Source organism: Pseudomonas sp. DSP3-2-3, assembly GCF_049898225.1.
Lineage (GTDB): Bacteria > Pseudomonadota > Gammaproteobacteria > Pseudomonadales > Pseudomonadaceae > Aquipseudomonas.
On the sequence record NZ_JAFCXH010000001.1, the window covers coordinates 40,215 to 59,533 of the forward strand.

The window sequence follows — 19,319 nt, forward strand, 5'->3', positions numbered from 1 at the left end:
TGGCAGCCTTCAACCGATCAAGTGCAGCCGATCAGAAAATGTTGATCGGGTAATCGGCGATCAGGCGAATTTCGTTGTTATCCCCTTCGGCCTGATCCGCATTGCCGCGGTGGAATGACTGACGCATGCGCAACGCCAGATCCTTGACCGGGCCGGATTGCACGACGTACTTGGCTTCCACATCGGTTTCGTGGTGTTTGCCGTCATCGCCATAACCGTAGTTGCGATAAGGGCTGTTAGCGTCCATATGGCTACCGTCGATATCATCACCCGTGATATAGCGCGCCATGAAACTAAGGCCTGGTACGCCATAACTTGCCATGTTCAAGTCGTAGCGTGCCTGCCAGGATTTCTCGCCGGGCCCGTTGAAGTCGGAGTACTGCACGGAGTTGGCGATGAATATGGAGTCAGCGGTATCGCCCGGTCCGTTATGACCGAAGGCAACATAGTCAAATGGCGTATCGCCATGAACTTTCTGGAATGCCAGGGTCACCGTGTGCGCAGTCAGGAAAGAATAAGCAGCCGCCAGCGACCAGGTAGTGTTGCTGATATCGCCTGCTTTTGCCTGACCAGAATCATTGGTGCGGTAGATATTGAAATCCAGATTCAACGACTGTTGATCCGACAATGGCAGGGTGAAGTTGGTATTCGCGTAGTACTGGTTCCAGACATCTTCCAGGTCCGAGCCGTACAGGCTGACGGTCAGATTATCGTTGATGGCGTATTTACCGCCCGCGTAGTCGATGCTCTTGGCCGTGACACCCGCGTAAGAGGCGTATAGTTCCTGGCTGTTATTGGTGGTGACCGGGCCGTTGCTGCTGGTGAAATGCCCCGCATCCAGGTCCAGGCCTTGAATTTCACTGCTCAACAGGTTGAATCCTGTAGCGGTTTGCGGGAACAGACGCGAGCCGCCAGCGGCGAATACCGGTGCTGTGGGTTGCAGATTGCCCCAATGCAGCTCGGTTTTCGACAGCCGAACCTTCACCGAACCGCCTGCGGTGCCGTATTGGTCTTCGGGTGAGCCATCGTTTCGTACCGGCAAGTTGCCGGTCCCGGAGGTGCCTGCACCGCCATCCAGCTTGATGCCCCAGTAACCATAAGCGTCTACACCAAAACCGACGGTGCCTTGGGTGAAGCCGGAACTGAAGTTACCCAGCACGCCCTGAGTCCAGTCCTTACGATCGCCACCGCCGTTCTTGCCGTCGCGATTGAAGTAGTAATTCTTGAGATGGACGTTGAGGCTGCTGCCTTCGACGAAACCGGTGGCTTCGGATTGATCACTGACCGCGGCCGCAGCTGCGAGTTGACTCACGCCCAGTGAAACGGCCAGCGTCAAGACATTGCACTTTACAAACTTCATTGTTTTCCCCTGTATCCCGAATAATTTTTATCGTTGCAATTCGCGAGTTGCAGGGTGCCTTGAACGCCACCGAACTCAACGATAAATGAACATGTGATCGGCAGAATCTTTAAAAAACTTAGATGGTTGACAGGCAGGATTGAGCAAGGATTCTAGTGATCCACTTCATTAGCCTACTGCCGTTTACTGCGCATGGTGTGCTCCCATGCCCGGATTTTTTAGCATCTTTCGCCAAGTGCCATCATGTTAGTTTGATAATAGTCATTATCGATTATTGTAATAGTTGAAGCCTGTGCTCCGGTGTTAGTGTTTGCGGCGATGAAGCACAACGTTTCAATCACTTTCCGACTCCGCATCGGAAAGCAATCGAATACTTGCTCCACTTCATCATTCCTTTGGTTAGAACTTTATAGCCACCACACGTAAGTGCGGTGGCTTTTTTTTTGCTCGCTCTACAGTGTCAAGTTGCGCACGAATGCCTTGATGCGCTGGCAGGCCTGGGTCAAATGTTCGTCGCTCACGGTAAAGGCCAGCCGCACGAAACCTTGCGATGGTTCACCGAAAGCTGCAGCGTCGAGTACCGAGACACCCTTCTCGCGCAGCAATCGCCAGGCAAAGTCCAGGGAGCTGAGCCCCGTGGCGCGAATGTCCAGCAGCACGAACATGCCCGCGTCAGGCTTGAGCACGGATATCGCCGGGCAGTCCTGCAAACCTGTTACCACCAGGTCGCGCCGACGCCGGTAAATCTCGCGCATGCCGACCGTCACTTCAGCGTGGGCCGTCACCGCCACCAAGGCAGCCTCCATGACGAAACCGGGCAAGCCGTAAACCATGCTCAGCGACAGGTTTTCCGCATGGCGGATCAGTGCTGGCGTCGCGACGATCCAGCCCATGCGCCAGCCGGTCATTGCGTGAGATTTGGACAGGCTGCTGACCACGACGCAGCGCTCGACCATGCCCGGCAGACTCGCCAGGCTGACGTGCTCACGCTCATAACAGAGGCTTTCATAGACTTCGTCGACGACTACCCACAAGTCATGGGCTATCGCCAGATCGGCAATGGCTTGCAGTTCGGCAACATCAAGCGTCACGCCAGTCGGGTTGTTCGGGTTGGACAAAAATATCGCGCGGGTTTGCTGGGTAATCGCAGCGGCAAGTCGCGCAGCATCAAGGCGAAACCCCGCGTCCGGATCACAGGCCACGCGCACCAGGGTTGCACCAGACGCCCTGAGCGTCGCTTCATAAGTGACATACATCGGATCCAGGGAAATCACTTCGTCCCCTGCCTGCAGCAAACACAGCGATGCAACGAACAAAGCGTTCTGCGCTCCGGCCATGGTGATCACGTTTTCCGCGCGAACCTCGCGACTCAGGGATTTTGAATAACGCGCTGCAATCGCCTTACGCAACTCGGCACGCCCGGCAATGTGCGTGTAATGGGTGTCGCCGGCGCGCAGTGCAGTGACCGCCGCTTCGGTAATGAAATCCGCCGTTGCAAAATCAGGGTCGCCCACGCTGAGCAGGATCACGTCCTCGCCCCGCTCTTGCGCTTCGCAGGCGGCGTAATGAATGTCCCAGGCTGCAACGCCATGGCCACCAATCCGGTCAACCAACGGTGAAAAACGCATACTCATGCCTCCCTGCCCGGTGAAAGAGCCGACGACACGGCGTCGGCAAAAGCCGAACCATAAGTAAAACCTCAAGTTCGTTCAACCGCAGCGTCCAACTGCCGGCTGATTAAAGGTCGAATCGATCCACCACCCGCCGTCGTTCATTGTCGCCGCGCATGTCGTAGGCGGTCGTGGTGGCGATATTGGTGTGGTGCGCGAGTTTCTGGGCGATGGAAAGATCGAACTCCTCAATCACCCGCGTGATGAAGGAACGGCGGAAGTCGTGAGGCATGATTTCCACTCCAATCTGTCGACCGCGCTGCTTGGCGATCAAGTAGATGGCATGTTTGGTGATCCGCTCACGAGTGATGTGATTGCCGCGGCGGATCCGGTTGAATAGAAACGCGTCGTCGTCCTGGCCTGCCGGCAAGCCAATGCCAGGGTACGTCGTGAATGTCGATGTCGGCCAGACCCAGCCGATCCGCTGCGTCCTGCAGCACATACGTCATCGTTACGCGGCTCGAAGGGGCCAGTCGCGCCAGGTAAAGCGTCAAGGGTGACGGGTGTTTGCCCAGAGAAACGGAATCGGTGGTATTCACTGGATCGCGAATCGCTCAAAAGCGCCACTCTACAATGAAGCTGTATGTATATCCAGTATCATCCAGCAGCCCATCATTAATTTATATAACCATCATTAATGTAAACGACGACAGATATTCACAGTTGTTAGTGCAAACTGAACCAATGATAGCTGCGTGATATCACACGAAGCCCCCCTACTCGGTTCAGGAAATTTCGTCATGCTCGGACAACTTACAATAGCGAAACGCCTTGGGCTGGGATTCGGCCTGGTGTTGGCCCTGATGATCGCGGTGGCGGCTATCGGTGTGCAACGCGTCGGGTTGATCGAAAGCAGCCTGACCCGGGTCAGCGAAGACGCCAGCGTCAAACAGCGCTACGCGATCAACTTCCGTGGCAGTGTCCACGACCGGGCGATTGCCATTCGTGATGCGGTGCTGGTGCAGGATGATCAAAACCTGGCGATTCAGCTCCGCGACATTGAGCGGCTCAACGGTCTTTACCAGACCTCGGCCACGGGTCTGGACCAGATCTATGCCACCAAAGGCGCCAGCGCCGACGAAAAACGCCTGCTGGACGGCATCAAGAGCAGCGAACGCATCACGCTTGCGCTGACCGGGCGGCTGTTGAATCTGCGTCAACAAGGCGATATGGCTGGCGCACAAGCGGTGCTGATGACTGACGTGTCCGCAGCCTACAAAGAGTGGCTGAAGCGAATCAACGCGCTGATTGATAACGAAGAAGCGGTCATCGGTAGCGATGTGAGTTTCGTGCGGGTGACCGCCGCCAATTTCGCCTGGCTGATGTCGCTGGCGACCGCAGTGGCTGTGGTAATTGGCGTCATCGCCTCGTTACTGATTATCCGCAGCATCAAGTCGACCCTGGGTGCCGAGCCCAATGAAGTCGCGCGGCTGATTCGCCGGCTGGCCAGCGGTGAACTCAACGACAAGATCGACACCCGCTATCCCGACAGCGTCATGGGTGCGTTGAAGACAACCGCCACGCACTTGTCCGGCACGATCACTCAGGTTCGCTCAGCGGCGATGGAGTTGATGGGGTCTTCGTCCCGTCTGCGGGCCAGTTCCGACAGCAACAGCGAGCAAATGCGCCTGCAGAGCGGCGAAACCGAGCGCATGGCGTCGGCAATCGCCCAGATGACGGTCACGGTTCATGAAGTAGCCGGCTATGCCAGCCGGGCTGCGAACGCTTCACAGGCCGCCGACCAGGAAGTGGAAAAAGGCAAGCGCGTGGTCGAAGGCACAGCGCTGGCGATGGACGAGTTGGCGCAGGTTCTGGAAAATGCTGCGCAATCGGTGGGCCAGGTGTCGCAAGACAGCAAGCAGATCGAAACCATCGTGGCAGTGATCAATTCGATTGCCGAGCGCACTAACCTTTTGGCGCTGAACGCCGCCATCGAGGCCGCCCGCGCCGGTGAATTCGGTCGCGGCTTTGCGGTGGTGGCTGACGAGGTACGCTCGTTGGCAACCCGAACCCAGGACTCCACCCGTGAAATACGCGAGATGGTCGGCCAGTTGCAGGCTGGCGCAGGGAAAACCGCGGATCTGATGCGTGATAGCCGCGAAATGGCCCAGCACACCGTTGAGCAAACCCATCTGGCGGAAGCTGCACTGATCCAGATTCGTCACGAGGTCGCGGCCATCAATGACATGAACGCGCAAATCGCCACGGCAGCCGCGCAACAAGGCGTTGCCGCCCAGGACGTCAGCCTGAATATCAATCGTATTCACGACGCTGCGATGGAAACCGCCGAGGGTTCCAATCAGGTGGCACGTTCCAGCAAGGAGCTGTCGACCCTGGCCGATGTGCTGACTGAACGGGTGAGCTTCTTCAAGGTTTAAGTGCCGGTTTTAAGTGCCGGTTTGCGCAGACACGAGCCCAGTCCTAACGCCGCTTCAGAGGATTGTGCTCGCTTTTGTTGCCCTGATCTTGACCTGAATACTGGAGTCAATCGGCAGTTTCTGGTCTAGTAGCCCGCTTAACTGCCGTTTACGCACCAATTCAGTTCAAGCAAACAGGTACCTTCAATGTCTGCCCTGCGCTTCAAACACATCGTCGTCTCCCTCAGTCTCCTCGCCTCGGCGTCCTTGACCAGCCTGGCTTTTGCCCATGCTCATCTGGAAAGCCAACTCCCCGCCGCAGACAGCACGGTCACTGCACCCAAAGAGCTGCGCCTGCACTTTTCCGAAGGCGTTGAAGAGAAATTCACCAAAGTCAGCATCACGTCTACGGCCGCCAGCGGCAAAACCATGGTTGAAGCGGTTCCCGCAATTGCCACCGACCCTGCGGACAACAAAGTCCTGATCGTCACCCCGGTTGCGCCGTTGACTGCTGGCGAATACAAAATCGAATGGCACGCCGTGTCGGTCGACACCCATAAAAGCGAAGGCACTTACAGCTTTTCGGTAAGCCCTTAACTTCATGGCGACCGCGCTGATCCTGTGCCGATTTGTGCATTTTTCGGTGGTGCTGGTGTTGTTCGGTCTATGCCTGTCGCGAGACGTTATTTTCCGCTCCAGCCTGGTTTCGGCGCGCCTCGCAGTGCTGGACCGCCAATTGCGCTGCGCCATGCTATGGCTTGCGACAGTGGCATTGGCCAGCGCCGTCGTATGGCTGTCGCTGAGCGCTGCGAGCATGGCAGGAAGTTGGATCGATGCAATCGATCCGCAGACTTTGCTGCTGGTTCTAGGCAACACGTTTTTCGGCAAGGTCTGGGGCTGGCATTTGGGGATTGGCGTGCTGATGATCGCGGTGCTAGCGCGCTCGACCGCTGCTTTTCCCGGCCCAAGGCTGATCGTCAGCGCGCTGCTGCTGGCAACCCTGGCCCCGGTTGGCCATGGAGCCATGTTCAGTGGCCTGTTCGGCCAGCTGCTGATCCTCAATCAAATGCTGCACCTGAGTGCCGTTGCTGCCTGGCTCGGCGCATTGTGTTGGTTGCTGGCGCTGGTTTTACGGCCTGAAAAGCTGGATATGCGCGCACTGTTGCTCAGGTTCAGTGGCATCGGCTACGGGTTGGTGGCGCTGATTATCGCCACTGGACTGATCAACGTTCGGGTCTTGAGTGGCGCGCCATGGCCAATCCCGGCGTTTTCCGGGTTCGGTCTGATCCTCGCCATCAAAGTCGGACTGGTGCTGTGCATGGTGTCGCTGGCGGTTCTGAACCGGATGATGCTTGCAGGCAAAGAGGTTCGTTTGCAGAGGCTACGCATTAGCATTGCGCTGGAGTGTGCATTCGGTTTCGCCGCCGTTGCTGCCGTATCGTTGCTGGGAACGTTACCGCCGATGCTGGCTGCTTGAGTTTCTCGAGTTTGAGCGCAAGACTCGGAGTTCTCGCGGACTCGCATCGCCCTACTCTAAGGTCAATCGAGTTCAGTAACAGGTAACCGAGCCATGAACAGCCCCCTTGTGAATGCCAATCCCCTTGCCGAAGACGATCCGCGCTGGAGTGCCGTGCTGGCTCGCAATGCTTCGGCGGATGAGCAGTTTGTCTATGCGGTGCGCACCACCGGCGTGTACTGTCGGCCCAGCAGCCTTTCACGCCTGCCACGGCGGGAAAACGTGGTGTTTTTCGACAGCGCGGCCGACGCCGAAGCCGCTGGATATCGCCCGAGCAAACGCGCTGCGGCGGATCAAACCCTGGTTGCCGCGCAGCACGCGGTGCTGGTCGCCAACGCTTGCCGCGCCATCGAACAGGCCGAACAGGTGCCGAGCCTCAAGCAGTTGGCTGAGGTCGGCGGGCTGAGCCCTTATCACTTCCACCGGGTGTTCAAGGCAGTCACCGGCCTGACGCCCAAGGGCTACGCCAATGCGCATCGAGGCCAGAAACTCCGGCAGAAGTTGTCTGGCAGCAGTTCCATTACCGATGCCCTCTATGACGCTGGCTTCAACTCCAACAGCCGTTTCTATGAAGCATCCGGAACGCTATTGGGTATGAAACCCGGACAGTATCGTGACGCAGGTGCCAATACTGAAATCCGCTTTGCGGTGGGGGAATGTTCACTGGGGGCGATTCTGGTCGCGCAAAGCGCCTTGGGCGTCTGCGCGATCCTCCTGGGTGAAGATCCGCACACCTTGATCGATGACTTTCAACACCAGTTTCGCAACGCCACGCTGATTGGCGCCGATCCTGACTTTGAATTGCTGGTGGCCCAGGTCGTGGGTTTCGTCGAGGCCCCATCCATGGGGCTTGATCTGCCGCTGGACCTGCGCGGAACAGTCTTCCAGCAGCGCGTCTGGAGCGCATTGAAAGAGATCCCGCCAGGCACCACAGCCAGTTATGCCGAGATTGCCCAACGCATCGGCGCGCCCAGGTCATTTCGCGCAGTGGCTCAGGCATGCGGCGCCAATCGCCTGGCCGTGGCCATTCCGTGTCATCGAGTGGTCCGCAGCGACGGCAATCTTTCAGGCTATCGCTGGGGCGTCGAGCTCAAGCGGGAGTTGCTGGATCGGGAAGCAAAATCGCCCGAGATGCCAGTCATCAACGCCTGACGTCAACCACCACCCTGCCCCGTACTTCACCTTTGAGCAGTTGCGCAGCGGTTTCCATCACTTCGCTCAAGCCGATTTCATGACTGATCAGCGGCAGCAACGCCAGGTCCAGATCTCGACCCAGGCGGTCCCAGGCTTCAATGCGGTCGGCCCGTGGCCGGGTCACGCTGTCGATGCCCGCCAGGGTTACGCCGCGCAGAATGAAAGGTGCCACTGAACCGGGAAAGTCCATGCCTTGAGCAAGCCCGCACGCTGCAACGGTGCCGCGATAACGCATCGCGGCGCAGACATTGGCCAGGGTGTGGCTGCCGATAGAATCGATAGCGCCCGCCCAGCGTTCCTTGGTCAATGGCTTGCCCGGTTCGGACAAGGTTGCCCGGTCAATGACTTCAGCTGCGCCGAGTTTTTCAAGGTAAGCGCTCTCGTTCAAACGCCCTGTCGAAGCCACGACCCGATAGCCCAATCTGGCAAGAATGGCCACGGCGAAGCTGCCCACGCCGCCGTTGGCGCCGGTGACGAGAATGTCACCCTTGTCTGGCGTTACACCATTATGCTCCAGTGCCATGACCGCCAGCATCGCGGTGTAGCCAGCGGTGCCGATGGCCATGGACTGGGCAGGCGTAAACGCCTGCGGCAGCGGGATCAGCCACTTGCCTTGCAGGCGCGCTTTTTCCGCCAGACCGCCCCAATGCCCTTCACCCACGCCCCAGCCGTTGAGCAGCACTGTGTCGCCGGTGGCAAAATCAGCATCGCTGCTGGCGCTAACCGTACCGACCAGATCCACACCCGGCACCATGGGAAAGCTGCGCACGATGGGACCGGCACCGGTAATCGCCAGCGCGTCTTTATAGTTCAGCGTGCTGTAGGAAACGTCGATGCTGACGTCGCCTTGAGGTAGCGAATTGTCGGTGAGCTTCGCCAGAGAAACGCGGTAACCCGCCATGTCGCGGCTTGCCGGGTCGTCTTTTTCGATCAAGATGCCTCTGAACTCAGTACCGCTGACCATGGTGCCTCCTGTTTAGACCGATCGTCTTTAAATGCGCCGAAAGAATCACTGCGGCAGTCCGCGCAGAAATCCGCTGATGAATGTATTGAGGGGAACATCGCTTTTGACCAGTCGAGCGCGGAGCACGGCCCCTTCCCAGCCGATCCAGAAAAACGCAGCCAACTCGTCGCAGTCAGCGTGTTTGGCAAGTTCTCTGGCCTGTTGAGCCTCTCGCAGACACTGGCTCAAACGGGTTTGCCAAGTAAGAAAAATCGCTTCAAGGGTTTCCCGAAAACCTTCGGGGAGCATGCCGACTTCCTGCCCCAGATTGCCAACCATGCAGCCCCGGCGATAATCATGCCTGGCCATCCCGGCCTTGGCGTTCTGCACGAATCCCACCAGACGCTCCAGCGGAGTCAGGGACTGATTGAGCAACCAGCGATCGAGCATTTGCGCGAAATACTCAGCGTAGTTGTCCAGCACCGCGCGCCCGAACGCTTCCTTGCTCTCGAAGTAGTGATAGAACGAACCTTTCGGTACGCCCACCTGCTTGAGAATGTAATCGATGCCGGTCGCCATGAAACCCTGTTCAGTGAACACTTCTGTGCCGCAGCGAATCAGCGCCGCGCGGGTTTCGAAATTTTCCCGATCCACTTTGGGCGGACGGCCAGGGCGGCGGGTTTTCCGAACTTCTGTTGTGCGAGCTTTTGTAGTCATGAGCTGGATATTAGACCGATCGTCTTTTATGTCAACAAGGCCTTGGCTTCGGTTGCCAAATAGCCAGAATCCACGCTCAATAGCGGTTTCACATTCGCGCGCAATGGAGCACACATGACTGCCTGGCCTGATCGTCGCATTCTTGAGCTGTTCAATATCCAGCTTCCGATTCTGGAAGCTCCGATGGCGGGTGCCAGTGGTTCCGCGCTGGCAATCGCGGTCGGCAATGCAGGGGGGCTGGCGTCACTGCCCTGCGCGATGTTGAGCCACCAACAGATCCGCGATGAAGTCGCGGTTTTTCGCCAGCACAGCCAAGCGCCGCTGAATCTCAATTTCTTCTGTCATCAACCGCCCGCCGATGACCCGCAGCGCGTAGCCGGCTGGAAGGATGCCTTGCAGCCTTACTATCAGGAACTGGGCGCCGACTTCGCCGCGCCCTCGCCGGTGTCCAGCCGCGCGCCGTTTGATCCAGCCAGCTGCGAATTGGTGGAAGAGCTCAAGCCAGAAGTGGTCAGTTTTCATTTCGGGCTGCCCGATGCCGCGCTGCTGGCGCGTGTCAAAGCCAGTGGCGCCAAAGTGATCTCATCGGCAACCACCGTCGCCGAGGCAATCTGGCTGGAACAGCACGGTTGCGACGCCATCATCGCCATGGGTTATGAGGCTGGCGGACATCGTGGCATGTTCCTGAGCGACGACTTGTACACGCAAGTCGGCACCCTGGCCCTGGTGCCGCAGATCGTCGACGCCGTGAGTCTGCCGGTCATTGCTGCTGGCGGAATTGCCGATGGCCGTACGATGGCGGCGGCGTTCATCCTCGGTGCCTCGGCAGTGCAAGTGGGTACGGCTTATCTGTTCTGCCCGGAATCCACCACTAACAAATTGCACCGGGAAGCACTGCGCACCGCCAACGAAAGTCAGACTGCCCTCACCAATATCTTCACCGGGCGCCCTGCACGCGGCATTGTTAACCGGGTAATGCGTGAATTGGGCCCCATCAGCCCGATAGCAGCGGCTTTTCCGCTGGCTGGCGGTCCGTTGATTCCACTGCGGGCCATTGCCGAAGCCCAAGGCAATCCTGACTTCATGAGCCTCTGGGCGGGACAAGCCGTAGGCATAAAACATCAATATTCAGCCGCGCAACTGACCCAGACCATGGCGCAGCAGGCGCTGGAAAAACTTGTAAGCCTTTGAAACTTCGCTTCCCCTGATACGACCTACCGCTATATATTTCGATATATAGCGAATGGCCGGTAGTTTCCGGCCAGTCAATTCTCGTGTCTCTGCCTCTGGAGCTGTTTCAATGCGCGTTTTCCCCACAACTCTTGCTCTTAAATCCCTGACTGGCCTGGTTGCCGCCCTGGCAATGAGCAGTGCTTTCGCTGACGAAGTGCAAGTGGCCGTTGCTGCCAACTTCACCGCGCCGATCCAGGCCATCGCTAAGGACTTTGAGAAAGACACTGGCCATAAACTGGTGGCGTCGTTTGGTGCCACCGGACAGTTCTATACCCAGATCAAGAACGGCGCGCCGTTTGAAGTGTTCCTCTCCGCCGACGACACCACGCCTGCCAAACTTGAGCAGGAAGGCGACAGCGTCAAGGGCTCGCGTTTCACCTACGCAGTCGGCACCCTGGCGTTGTGGTCGGCCAGAGACGGTTATGTTGACGACAAAGGCGAAGTGCTCAAGAGCAACACGTTTGAACATCTGTCCATCGCCAACCCCAAGGCCGCGCCCTATGGTCTGGCCGCTACCCAGGTGCTGGACAAGTTGGGTCTGACTGACGCCACCAAGCCGAAGATCGTTGAAGGCCAGAGCATCACCCAGGCTTACCAATTCGTGTCCACCGGCAATGCCGAGCTGGGTTTCGTCGCGCTGTCGCAGATTTTCAAGGACGGTAAACTCACCAGCGGCTCGGCCTGGATTGTGCCCGCCAACCTGCATGAGCCGATCAAACAGGACGCCGTCATTCTGAACAAAGGCAAGGACAACGCAGCTGCCAAGGCGCTGATCGAATACCTCAAAGGTCCGAAAGCCGCAGCCGTGATCAAGTCGTTCGGGTATCAGTTGTAAATGCCACTGGACGCCTCTGATCTGGCCGCCATCTGGCTGACGCTGAAGCTGGCGTCGTTGACCACGGTAATTTTGCTGGTGATTGGTACGCCCATCGCGTTGTGGCTGGCGCATACCCGATCGTGGCTAAAAGGTCCGATCGGGGCAATTGTCGCGCTGCCTTTGGTGTTGCCGCCGACCGTCATTGGTTTCTATCTGCTGTTACTGCTCGGGCCCAATGGTGCTGTGGGTCAGTTCACCCAGTACCTGGGCATTGGCACGCTGACCTTCAGCTTCCCGGGTCTGGTGATCGGTTCGGTGTTGTACTCCATGCCGTTCGTGGTGCAGCCGCTGCAAAATGCCTTCGCCGCGATTGGCCCACGGCCGCTGGAAGTGGCCGCGACGCTGCGCGCCAATCCATGGGACACCTTCTTCAGTGTGGTTTTACCCCTGGCCAAACCAGGGTTCATTACCGGTGCCATTCTTGGATTTGCCCACACAGTCGGCGAATTTGGCGTGGTATTGATGATTGGCGGCAATATTCCCGAGAAAACCCGTGTGGTCTCCGTGCAGATCTTCGATCACGTGGAATCCATGGAATACCTGCAGGCCCACTGGCTGGCGGGTGCCATGGTGGTGTTCTCATTTCTGGTTCTTCTGGCGCTCTACTCCAGCGGCAAGACCAAATCTGGCTGGAGCTGACCGATGACCTCGCAAATACAGGTGCGCTTGCACGTGGCCTACCCGGAGTTTTCCGTAGACGTGGATTTAGCCCTGCCGGGCAAAGGCGTTACCGCGCTTTACGGTCATTCCGGCTCAGGCAAGACCACTTGCCTGCGCTGCATTGCCGGCCTTGAAAAAGCTCCAAGCGGTTACATAAAAATCAACGGCGAGGTATGGCAGGACAGCGTCAACGGCGTGTTTCTGCCACCACATAAACGCGCGCTGGGTTATGTGTTTCAGGAGGCAAGCCTGTTTGCGCATCTGTCGGTGCAGGACAATCTCGAATTCGGCATGCGACGAATCCCTAAAACAGAGCGCCGCATCGACCTGACTCAAGCCACCCAGCTACTGGGCATTGAACATTTGCTGGGACGTCGGCCGGACAAGCTTTCCGGAGGTGAGCGGCAGCGAATCGGCATTGCTCGCGCGTTGTTGACCAGTCCTCGCCTGTTGCTGCTCGACGAGCCGCTGGCCGCATTGGACGCCAAACGCAAAAGTGAAATACTGCCGTATCTGGAGCGGCTGCATGACGAACTGGACATCCCCATGCTGTATGTCAGCCACTCCCAGGATGAAGTTGCGCGTCTGGCCGATCATCTGGTGTTGCTCAGCGAAGGTCGAGTATTGGCCAGCGGGCCGATTGGCGAAACCCTGGCCAGACTCGACCTGCCGCTGGCCATGGGCGACGACGCCGGCGTGGTCGTTCAAGGTTCAGTCAGCGCCTATGATGCCGACTACCAATTGCTCAGCCTGCGCCTGCCCGGCAGCGATCTTCTAATGCGTGTCGCGCATACGCCTCTGGCAACCGGCACGTCGCTGCGTTTCAAGATCCAGGCCCGTGACGTCAGCCTCACTCGGCAACCGGACGAGCACAGCAGTATCCTCAATCGCTTGCCTGTCACGGTGATCAGCGAAGTTGATGCGGACAATGCTGCCCATGTGTTGGTGCGGCTCGATGCCGCCGGCACGCCATTACTGGCACGAATCACCCGCTATTCTCGCGACCAGTTGCAGCTGGCTGTGGGCCAGCAGCTGTGGGCTCAAATCAAATCGGTAGCGGTGCTTGCCTGATTTATCGAATCTGGGGCATATGCAAATAGTCGGCACCACTGAGCAGGGCTGCGGTCAATGCCTTTAACTGCCCTTCGGATCGACTGCCATGCCCGACACCACTGTCATCGCACAACTTCCCTCTGATTTGCACTACGTTGAAGATACCCAGGTCGGCCTGAGCAGGAAGATCCTGCGCGGCAAATTCGTCTATTTCGACGTGCACGGCCAGCGCATCAAGGATGAAGCCGAAATCAAACGCATCAATGCGCTGGTGATACCGCCCGCCTACACCGATGTGTGGATCTGCGCCGACCCGCAGGGGCATCTGCAAGCGACCGGGCGCGACGCACGGGGGCGCAAACAATATCGCTATCACCCGCGCTGGCGAGAAGTTCGTGATCAGAACAAGTATTCACGCATGGTCGAGTTTGGTCTGGCCTTGCCCAAGGTGCGCAAGAAAATCGAGGCGCAACTCGCGCAGCCGGGTATTGGCCGGGACAAGGTGATGGCGACGGTTATTTCACTGCTCGATGCAACCTTGATCCGTATCGGCAACAGTCAATATGCCCGGGACAACCGTTCGTATGGATTGACCACATTGCGCAACAAGCACGTTGCGGTTCGTGGCAATTCGATCCTCTTCGAATTTCGTGGCAAAAGTGGCGTGGAGCATAAGATCAGCGTGACGGACCGGCGACTGGCCAGGGTTATAAAACACTGCATGGAACTGCCGGGGCAGAACCTGTTTCAGTATCTGGACGACAACGGCGAGCGCCATACCGTCAGTTCATCGGACATCAATGCGTATCTGCAAAACCTGACCGGCGCAGGCTTCACCGCCAAGGACTATCGCACCTGGGCAGGCAGTGCATTGGCCCTGGCGACGCTGCGCAAACTTGATTGGGAGCCTGAGGGCGATGCGAAAAAGCATATTCTTGACATGGTGAAAGCGGTTTCCCGACAGCTGGGCAACACCCCCGCCATTTGTCGCAAGTGCTACATCCATCCCGCAGTCATGGAAGGATTTCTACAGGGAGAACTTGCCAAGCTGCCCCGCAGCCGACAGCGCAAGGGGCTGCGCGCCGAAGAGGTTGCGCTGGCAGGTTTCCTGCAGAACCTTATGGATAAGGCCGCAGCGCTGGCTGTGCAGGATGAGTGAGCCCGGAGCCTGTGTCTCGCCGCCGGTGAGTGGGTTGCATCCGCTCACTGGCCAGTTGGTGAGTTTCTCAATGTTTTTTGGCATAGCCTCGCTACGCGTCAGACGCCAATGTTGCTCTGCTTGCCGTTGACGTCGTAGGTGTTGGACAGCTCTTCGATCGTGGCAAGGAAATGCTTGACCGCGTGTTGGACCTCGGTAAGTAGTACGTCGGATTGCACAGCTGGATTTTCGAACCGGCTGAACAAGTTGTCTACGCCAAGCCCCGTGGCGCGGCGACTGGTCAATACATAGAGCACGTCTACACCAATGCTCGCCAACGCTGCCAGATAGTCCGCCTTGGGCACACGCTCACCACTTTCGTACTTGCCCTGAGCATTCGCTGCCACCCCGCCTAGCTGGCCCATTTCCCGCTGGGACAAGCCCAGGCGCTTGCGCTCTTCTCTCAGTCTTGTGCCTATTTCACTCATGGACCTGGATCCTCCCGCCATCACGAGTCGCAAGTTTCTCAAAAAAATCGGCGGATTAAAACGGTCTGTTGGGCTTTCCAGATACCAAACATTACCGTAGGACCGTTCGCACTTGGCAATAAGCCGTTTCCTACGCTACAACAGTAGGGTCAGATGTTCCAGATCCCAACCCTTCACATTTCTCTGATGGCCAGCGCGCCGTTAGTTGCAGTCATAAACAAACGCTATTGAAATTAAAACTTTGATAAACGTAGTTTATCGCTCCAGGGAAAGCTCGTGACTGAACGCCCTATTATCTTTAGTGCCCCCATGGTCAATGCGATTCTGGCCGGCAAAAAAAACGTAACTCGTCGCATCGTGAAATTCCCTCTGCGCCGCCTGGTTGCGAAGGATCAGGCCGGCCCTGAGGCGCACTACGCAGGCGGTTCGCAGCAGGACTCAAGCGATAGCCCGGCGCAACTTGATCTGCAAAATCATCTCGCGGAAGGTGCCTCAGACCTTTGCCCCTACGGTCAACCGGGCACCACGTTATGGCTGAAAGAAGTTTTTTACGCTTTTGGTCGATGGGAAACGCATCCCAATAAAAAAAACGGCCGTAACGACTGGCGCTTTATCGATATGACACTCGACTCCGGCCGCGATTACTCTGTCAGCGAACCTGCGAACTACGTCAAGGCCTCCCGCGCCGACCCTGCCCCGACGTGGTGGCTGCGGCCGAGTCTGTTCATGCCCCGGCGGGCTTCCCGGGTTGATCTGGAAGTCACCGATATACGCATCGAGCGCTTGCGTGACATCACCGATGAGCAGGCGCAGGCAGAGGGTTTTTCGCCCATGCATGACGGCGTTCACCTGTATTTTGTCAATCACCTGCCTCATCCCAGCACAGGCATGAGTATCACAGCGGTAATTGCGTTCGCTCTGTATTGGCAACGGCTGCATGGCATTGATTCATGGAGTGAAAATCCCTGGGTCTGGGTGGTGAGTTTTCGCCGACTGGACCGGCCGACCAAGACGTAGTGTGCCTTGGAGGTCGCAGATATGGACTGAACGATCCGGCCCGTTGCTGGATCGTAGTCATATCAACCCAAGGAGACGGTTCTGATGTCAGACGATAAACGCACTATTCGCGGCGACAACATCAACGATCCCGATGCAAGTCCGGCCGACATCGCCGACCATCAACAGCGCACCGAAGAAACGCGCGAGGAGGAAGCGCAAACCGGCGGCGATCACGATGACCAGGGCCACACCCCCAAAGTGCCCGATTCGGCGAACCCTCGCTGACCGTACGCCTTCGCACATACACTGACGCATCGGGTTTCGCCCGTTTATTCATTTGTACAAGGCTGGACGATGACTTCACAGCGCACTACGCCAGACAACCATGCCCTGCCTCCTCTGCCGATAACCCATCACACAGGCTTTGTCCGGGTGCGGGGTGCCCGCGAGCACAATCTGAAGAACGTCGATGTCGACATACCCCGTGACGCACTGGTGGTGTTCACCGGTGTGTCGGGGTCCGGAAAATCGTCGTTGGCCTTCTCGACGCTGTATGCCGAGGCGCAGCGCCGTTACTTTGAGTCTGTGGCGCCGTATGCCAGGCGCTTGATCGATCAGGTTGGCGTGCCGGATGTGGATTCCATCGAAGGGCTGCCGCCCGCCGTGGCGCTGCAGCAACAACGCGGATCGCCCAGCGCCCGATCTTCAGTTGGCAGCGTAACGACACTTTCAAGCCTGATCCGCATGCTGTACTCCCGCGCCGGCAGTTATCCACCCGGGCAGCCGATGCTCTACGCCGAGGATTTTTCACCCAACACCCCGCAGGGCGCGTGCCCGCAATGCCACGGGCTGGGCCGGGTTTACGAAGTGACAGAGCAAACGATGGTGCCGGATGACTCACTGACCATCCGCCAGCGCGCTATCGCCTCCTGGCCGACCGCATGGCAGGGCCAGAACCTGCGCGACATTCTGGTCACCATGGGGTACGACGTGGACACTCCGTGGCGCGATCTGCCGAAAAAGCAGCGTGACTGGATTCTGTTTACCGACGAGCAGCCAACGGTTCCGGTCTACGCAGGCCTGACGCCGGAAGAGACCCGAGTCGCGCTCAAACGCAAACTCGAGCCGAGCTATCAAGGGACGTTTACCGGCGCTCGGCGCTATGTGCTGCACACATTCAGCCACTCGCAAAGTGCGCTGATGAAGAAGCGTGTGGCGCAATTCATGATCGGCAGCCCGTGCTCACTGTGTCAGGGCAAACGCCTGACCCGCGCGGCGCTGTCGGTAACCTTCGCCGGCCTGGACATCGGCGAGCTGTCGCAGATGCCGTTGTTGCAACTGGCCCAGGTATTGAAGCCCGTGGCTGACGAGAAATTCCTCACCGAGAATTTCGGCGAGGCCGAAGTCATTACGCCAGAAGAGTCCAGGCGGACTCGTAAACAGCGCGCAGCCCAAGGCAAATCTGACCACTCGGCGGCCCCGGACGTAAGGCTGACACCCAGCTTATCCATTGAGAAACGGCTGGCGGCGCAACGCATCGCCGAGGATCTGCTAGCCAGAGTCAGCACCCTGACCGAACTGGGCCTTGGTTATCTTGCGCTGGATCGCAGCACCCCGACGCTTTCTTCCGGAGAATTGCAGCGCCTGCGCCTGGCCACCCAGCTGGGCTCGCAACTGTTTGGCGTGATCTACGTACTCGATGAACCTTCCGCAGGCTTGCATCCGGCTGACGGCGAGGCGTTGTTCAGCGCTTTGCAACGCCTGAAGGCCGCAGGGAACTCGTTGTTTGTCGTGGAGCATGATCTGGAAACCATGCGTCGTGCCGACTGGCTCATTGAAGTCGGGCCGGCAGCGGGTGAACAAGGTGGACGTGTTCTGTACAGCGGCCCTCCCGCCGGACTTGCCGATGTCGAGGCCTCGCAGACCCGGTTGCACCTGTTTGCCGAGCACCAACTCCCGGCTCATCCCCGACGCGAGCCTTCGGGCTGGTTACGCCTGGAAGGGGTTACGCGAAACAATCTGCATGACCTCAGCGCTGCGTTCCCGCTTGGCTGTTTTACCGCCGTGACAGGGATTTCCGGCTCTGGCAAGTCCAGCCTGGTCAGTCACGCACTGCTGGAATTGGTAGGCGCGCATCTGGGACGTCCCGCTCAGGATCAAGCCCGGGAAGCACCCAGCCTTGAAGATGACGCGCCGCAGACCAGTGACGGAAAAGTCACCGAAGGGCTTGAAGGTATTCGTCGCCTGGTCCAGGTCGATCAGAAGCCAATCGGCCGCACGCCACGCTCCAACCTCGCGACGTATACCGGGTTGTTTGATCAGGTCCGGAAGATCTTTGCCGCAACGCCCCAGGCCCGAAGCGCCGGGTACGATGCCGGTCAGTTTTCCTTTAATGTCGCCAAAGGTCGCTGCCCCATCTGTGAAGGCGAAGGCTTTGTCAGCGTTGAATTGTTGTTCATGCCCAGCGTCTACGCGCCCTGCCCGACTTGTCATGGCGCCCGCTATAACCCGCAAACCCTGACGGTGACCTGGCAAGGGCTGAACATTGCGCAGGTTCTGCACCTCACTGTTGACGAAGCCGTGATTCAGTTCGCGGCTGAGCCGTCGGTGCTGCGCGCTCTAGAGGTGCTGCGGGATATCGGTCTGGGCTATTTGCGATTGGGCCAGCCGGCAACTGAATTGTCCGGTGGCGAAGCGCAGCGCATCAAACTGGCCACCGAGTTGCAGCGCGCGCAACGCGGCGCGACCTTGTATGTTCTGGATGAACCCACCACAGGTCTTCACCCGACCGACGTTGATCGCCTGCTTATACAACTCAACACGCTGGTGGATGCCGGCAATACCGTGATCGTGGTCGAACACGAGATGCGCGTGGTTGCGCAGAGCGATTGGGTGATCGATATCGGCCCAGGTGCCGGTGACGAAGGTGGCCGCATCGTTGCCAGCGGCACACCGGCGGCCGTGGCGAAGGTCAAGACGAGTCGAACCGCGCCATTTCTCAAGCCGTTGCTGGGGCGATAAGGGCTGGATTGCCGACTGCCGTGGAAGGCGGTCCGGCAGTCGATTGGAGATCAATGCCAGCATTCCATCTGATCGGACATTCGTTGCGATCAG

Annotated in this window: 16 protein-coding genes and 3 pseudogenes; 13 read left to right on the top strand and 6 right to left on the bottom strand. The window is 58.3% G+C overall.

The genetic code is table 11. The features are described from left to right. Window positions 1-31: 31 nt before the first annotated feature. From ACP7E4_RS00185 to ACP7E4_RS00195, 3 genes and pseudogenes are all read right to left on the bottom strand, one after another. The gene (locus ACP7E4_RS00185; RefSeq protein ID WP_426110544.1) at window positions 32-1,360 is read right to left on the bottom strand and encodes an OprD family porin; all 1,329 of its coding nucleotides are present in this window, start codon (window positions 1,358-1,360) and stop codon (window positions 32-34) included. A 461-nt stretch (window positions 1,361-1,821) separates the two neighbouring features. Beyond that, window positions 1,822-2,988 (bottom strand): annotated as a pseudogene (locus ACP7E4_RS00190) (pyridoxal phosphate-dependent aminotransferase); the annotation flags it as partial. Window positions 2,989-3,097: 109 nt separating this feature from the next. After that, window positions 3,098-3,581, bottom strand: a pseudogene (locus ACP7E4_RS00195) (tyrosine-type recombinase/integrase). A gap of 189 nt (window positions 3,582-3,770) precedes the next feature. On the opposite strand from ACP7E4_RS00195, the pseudogene ACP7E4_RS00200 reads away from it, so the two are divergent. The 5 genes and pseudogenes from ACP7E4_RS00200 to ada form a co-directional block, all read left to right on the top strand. Beyond that, a pseudogene (locus ACP7E4_RS00200) lies at window positions 3,771-4,274 on the top strand (MCP four helix bundle domain-containing protein); the annotation flags it as partial. 546 nt (window positions 4,275-4,820) lie between these two features. Next, window positions 4,821-5,408 (top strand): methyl-accepting chemotaxis protein, encoded by a 588-nt coding sequence (locus tag ACP7E4_RS00205; RefSeq protein WP_426111475.1) that lies wholly within the window; start codon window positions 4,821-4,823, stop codon window positions 5,406-5,408. A gap of 186 nt (window positions 5,409-5,594) precedes the next feature. After that, entirely contained in the window at window positions 5,595-5,984 is a 390-nt protein-coding gene (gene copC / locus ACP7E4_RS00210) for a copper homeostasis periplasmic binding protein CopC (protein WP_426110546.1), read from the top strand. A gap of 4 nt (window positions 5,985-5,988) precedes the next feature. After that, window positions 5,989-6,864 (top strand): copper homeostasis membrane protein CopD, encoded by an 876-nt coding sequence (gene copD / locus ACP7E4_RS00215; RefSeq protein WP_426110548.1) that lies wholly within the window; start codon window positions 5,989-5,991, stop codon window positions 6,862-6,864. Window positions 6,865-6,957: 93 nt separating this feature from the next. Beyond that, window positions 6,958-8,055, top strand: a complete 1,098-nt coding sequence (gene ada / locus ACP7E4_RS00220) for a bifunctional DNA-binding transcriptional regulator/O6-methylguanine-DNA methyltransferase Ada (protein ID WP_426110550.1) — start codon at window positions 6,958-6,960, stop codon at window positions 8,053-8,055. Here ada and ACP7E4_RS00225 read toward each other — a convergent pair. Next, window positions 8,045-9,061 (bottom strand): MDR family oxidoreductase, encoded by a 1,017-nt coding sequence (locus tag ACP7E4_RS00225; RefSeq protein WP_426110552.1) that lies wholly within the window; start codon window positions 9,059-9,061, stop codon window positions 8,045-8,047. The genes ada and ACP7E4_RS00225 overlap by 11 nt on opposite strands. Window positions 9,062-9,106: 45 nt before the next feature. Continuing rightward, window positions 9,107-9,757, bottom strand: coding sequence for a TetR/AcrR family transcriptional regulator (locus ACP7E4_RS00230; RefSeq protein WP_426110554.1), 651 nt, complete (start codon window positions 9,755-9,757; stop codon window positions 9,107-9,109). A gap of 114 nt (window positions 9,758-9,871) precedes the next feature. Here ACP7E4_RS00230 and ACP7E4_RS00235 point away from each other — a divergent pair, with 114 nt between their 5' ends. The 5 genes from ACP7E4_RS00235 (at window position 9,872) to ACP7E4_RS00255 (ending at window position 14,739) form a co-directional block, all read left to right on the top strand. Next, window positions 9,872-10,948, top strand: a complete 1,077-nt coding sequence (locus ACP7E4_RS00235; RefSeq protein ID WP_426110556.1) for an NAD(P)H-dependent flavin oxidoreductase — start codon at window positions 9,872-9,874, stop codon at window positions 10,946-10,948. Window positions 10,949-11,120: 172 nt separating this feature from the next. After that, the gene (gene modA, locus ACP7E4_RS00240) at window positions 11,121-11,825 is read left to right on the top strand and encodes a molybdate ABC transporter substrate-binding protein (RefSeq protein ID WP_426111477.1); all 705 of its coding nucleotides are present in this window, start codon (window positions 11,121-11,123) and stop codon (window positions 11,823-11,825) included. Continuing rightward, window positions 11,826-12,506, top strand: coding sequence for a molybdate ABC transporter permease subunit (gene modB, locus ACP7E4_RS00245; RefSeq protein ID WP_426110557.1), 681 nt, complete (start codon window positions 11,826-11,828; stop codon window positions 12,504-12,506). Between the two features lie 3 nt (window positions 12,507-12,509). Next, a complete protein-coding gene (gene modC / locus ACP7E4_RS00250; protein ID WP_426110558.1) occupies window positions 12,510-13,598 on the top strand; it encodes a molybdenum ABC transporter ATP-binding protein in 1,089 nt (362 codons plus the stop codon). Between the two features lie 88 nt (window positions 13,599-13,686). After that, the gene (locus tag ACP7E4_RS00255) at window positions 13,687-14,739 is read left to right on the top strand and encodes a DNA topoisomerase IB (protein WP_426110559.1); all 1,053 of its coding nucleotides are present in this window, start codon (window positions 13,687-13,689) and stop codon (window positions 14,737-14,739) included. A gap of 98 nt (window positions 14,740-14,837) precedes the next feature. On the opposite strand, the gene ACP7E4_RS00260 is transcribed toward ACP7E4_RS00255, so the two are convergent. Further along, window positions 14,838-15,206, bottom strand: a complete 369-nt coding sequence (locus ACP7E4_RS00260) for a helix-turn-helix domain-containing protein (RefSeq protein ID WP_426110560.1) — start codon at window positions 15,204-15,206, stop codon at window positions 14,838-14,840. A gap of 276 nt (window positions 15,207-15,482) precedes the next feature. Here ACP7E4_RS00260 and ACP7E4_RS00265 point away from each other — a divergent pair, with 276 nt between their 5' ends. From ACP7E4_RS00265 to ACP7E4_RS00275, 3 genes are all read left to right on the top strand, one after another. Next, a complete protein-coding gene (locus tag ACP7E4_RS00265; protein WP_426110561.1) occupies window positions 15,483-16,223 on the top strand; it encodes a hypothetical protein in 741 nt (246 codons plus the stop codon). Window positions 16,224-16,307: 84 nt separating this feature from the next. Further along, a complete protein-coding gene (locus ACP7E4_RS00270) occupies window positions 16,308-16,490 on the top strand; it encodes a hypothetical protein (RefSeq protein WP_426110562.1) in 183 nt (60 codons plus the stop codon). Window positions 16,491-16,559: 69 nt separating this feature from the next. Then, complete coding sequence (locus tag ACP7E4_RS00275; RefSeq protein ID WP_426110564.1) at window positions 16,560-19,226, top strand: excinuclease ABC subunit A; 2,667 nt, start codon at window positions 16,560-16,562, stop codon at window positions 19,224-19,226. Window positions 19,227-19,319 lie beyond the last annotated feature (93 nt).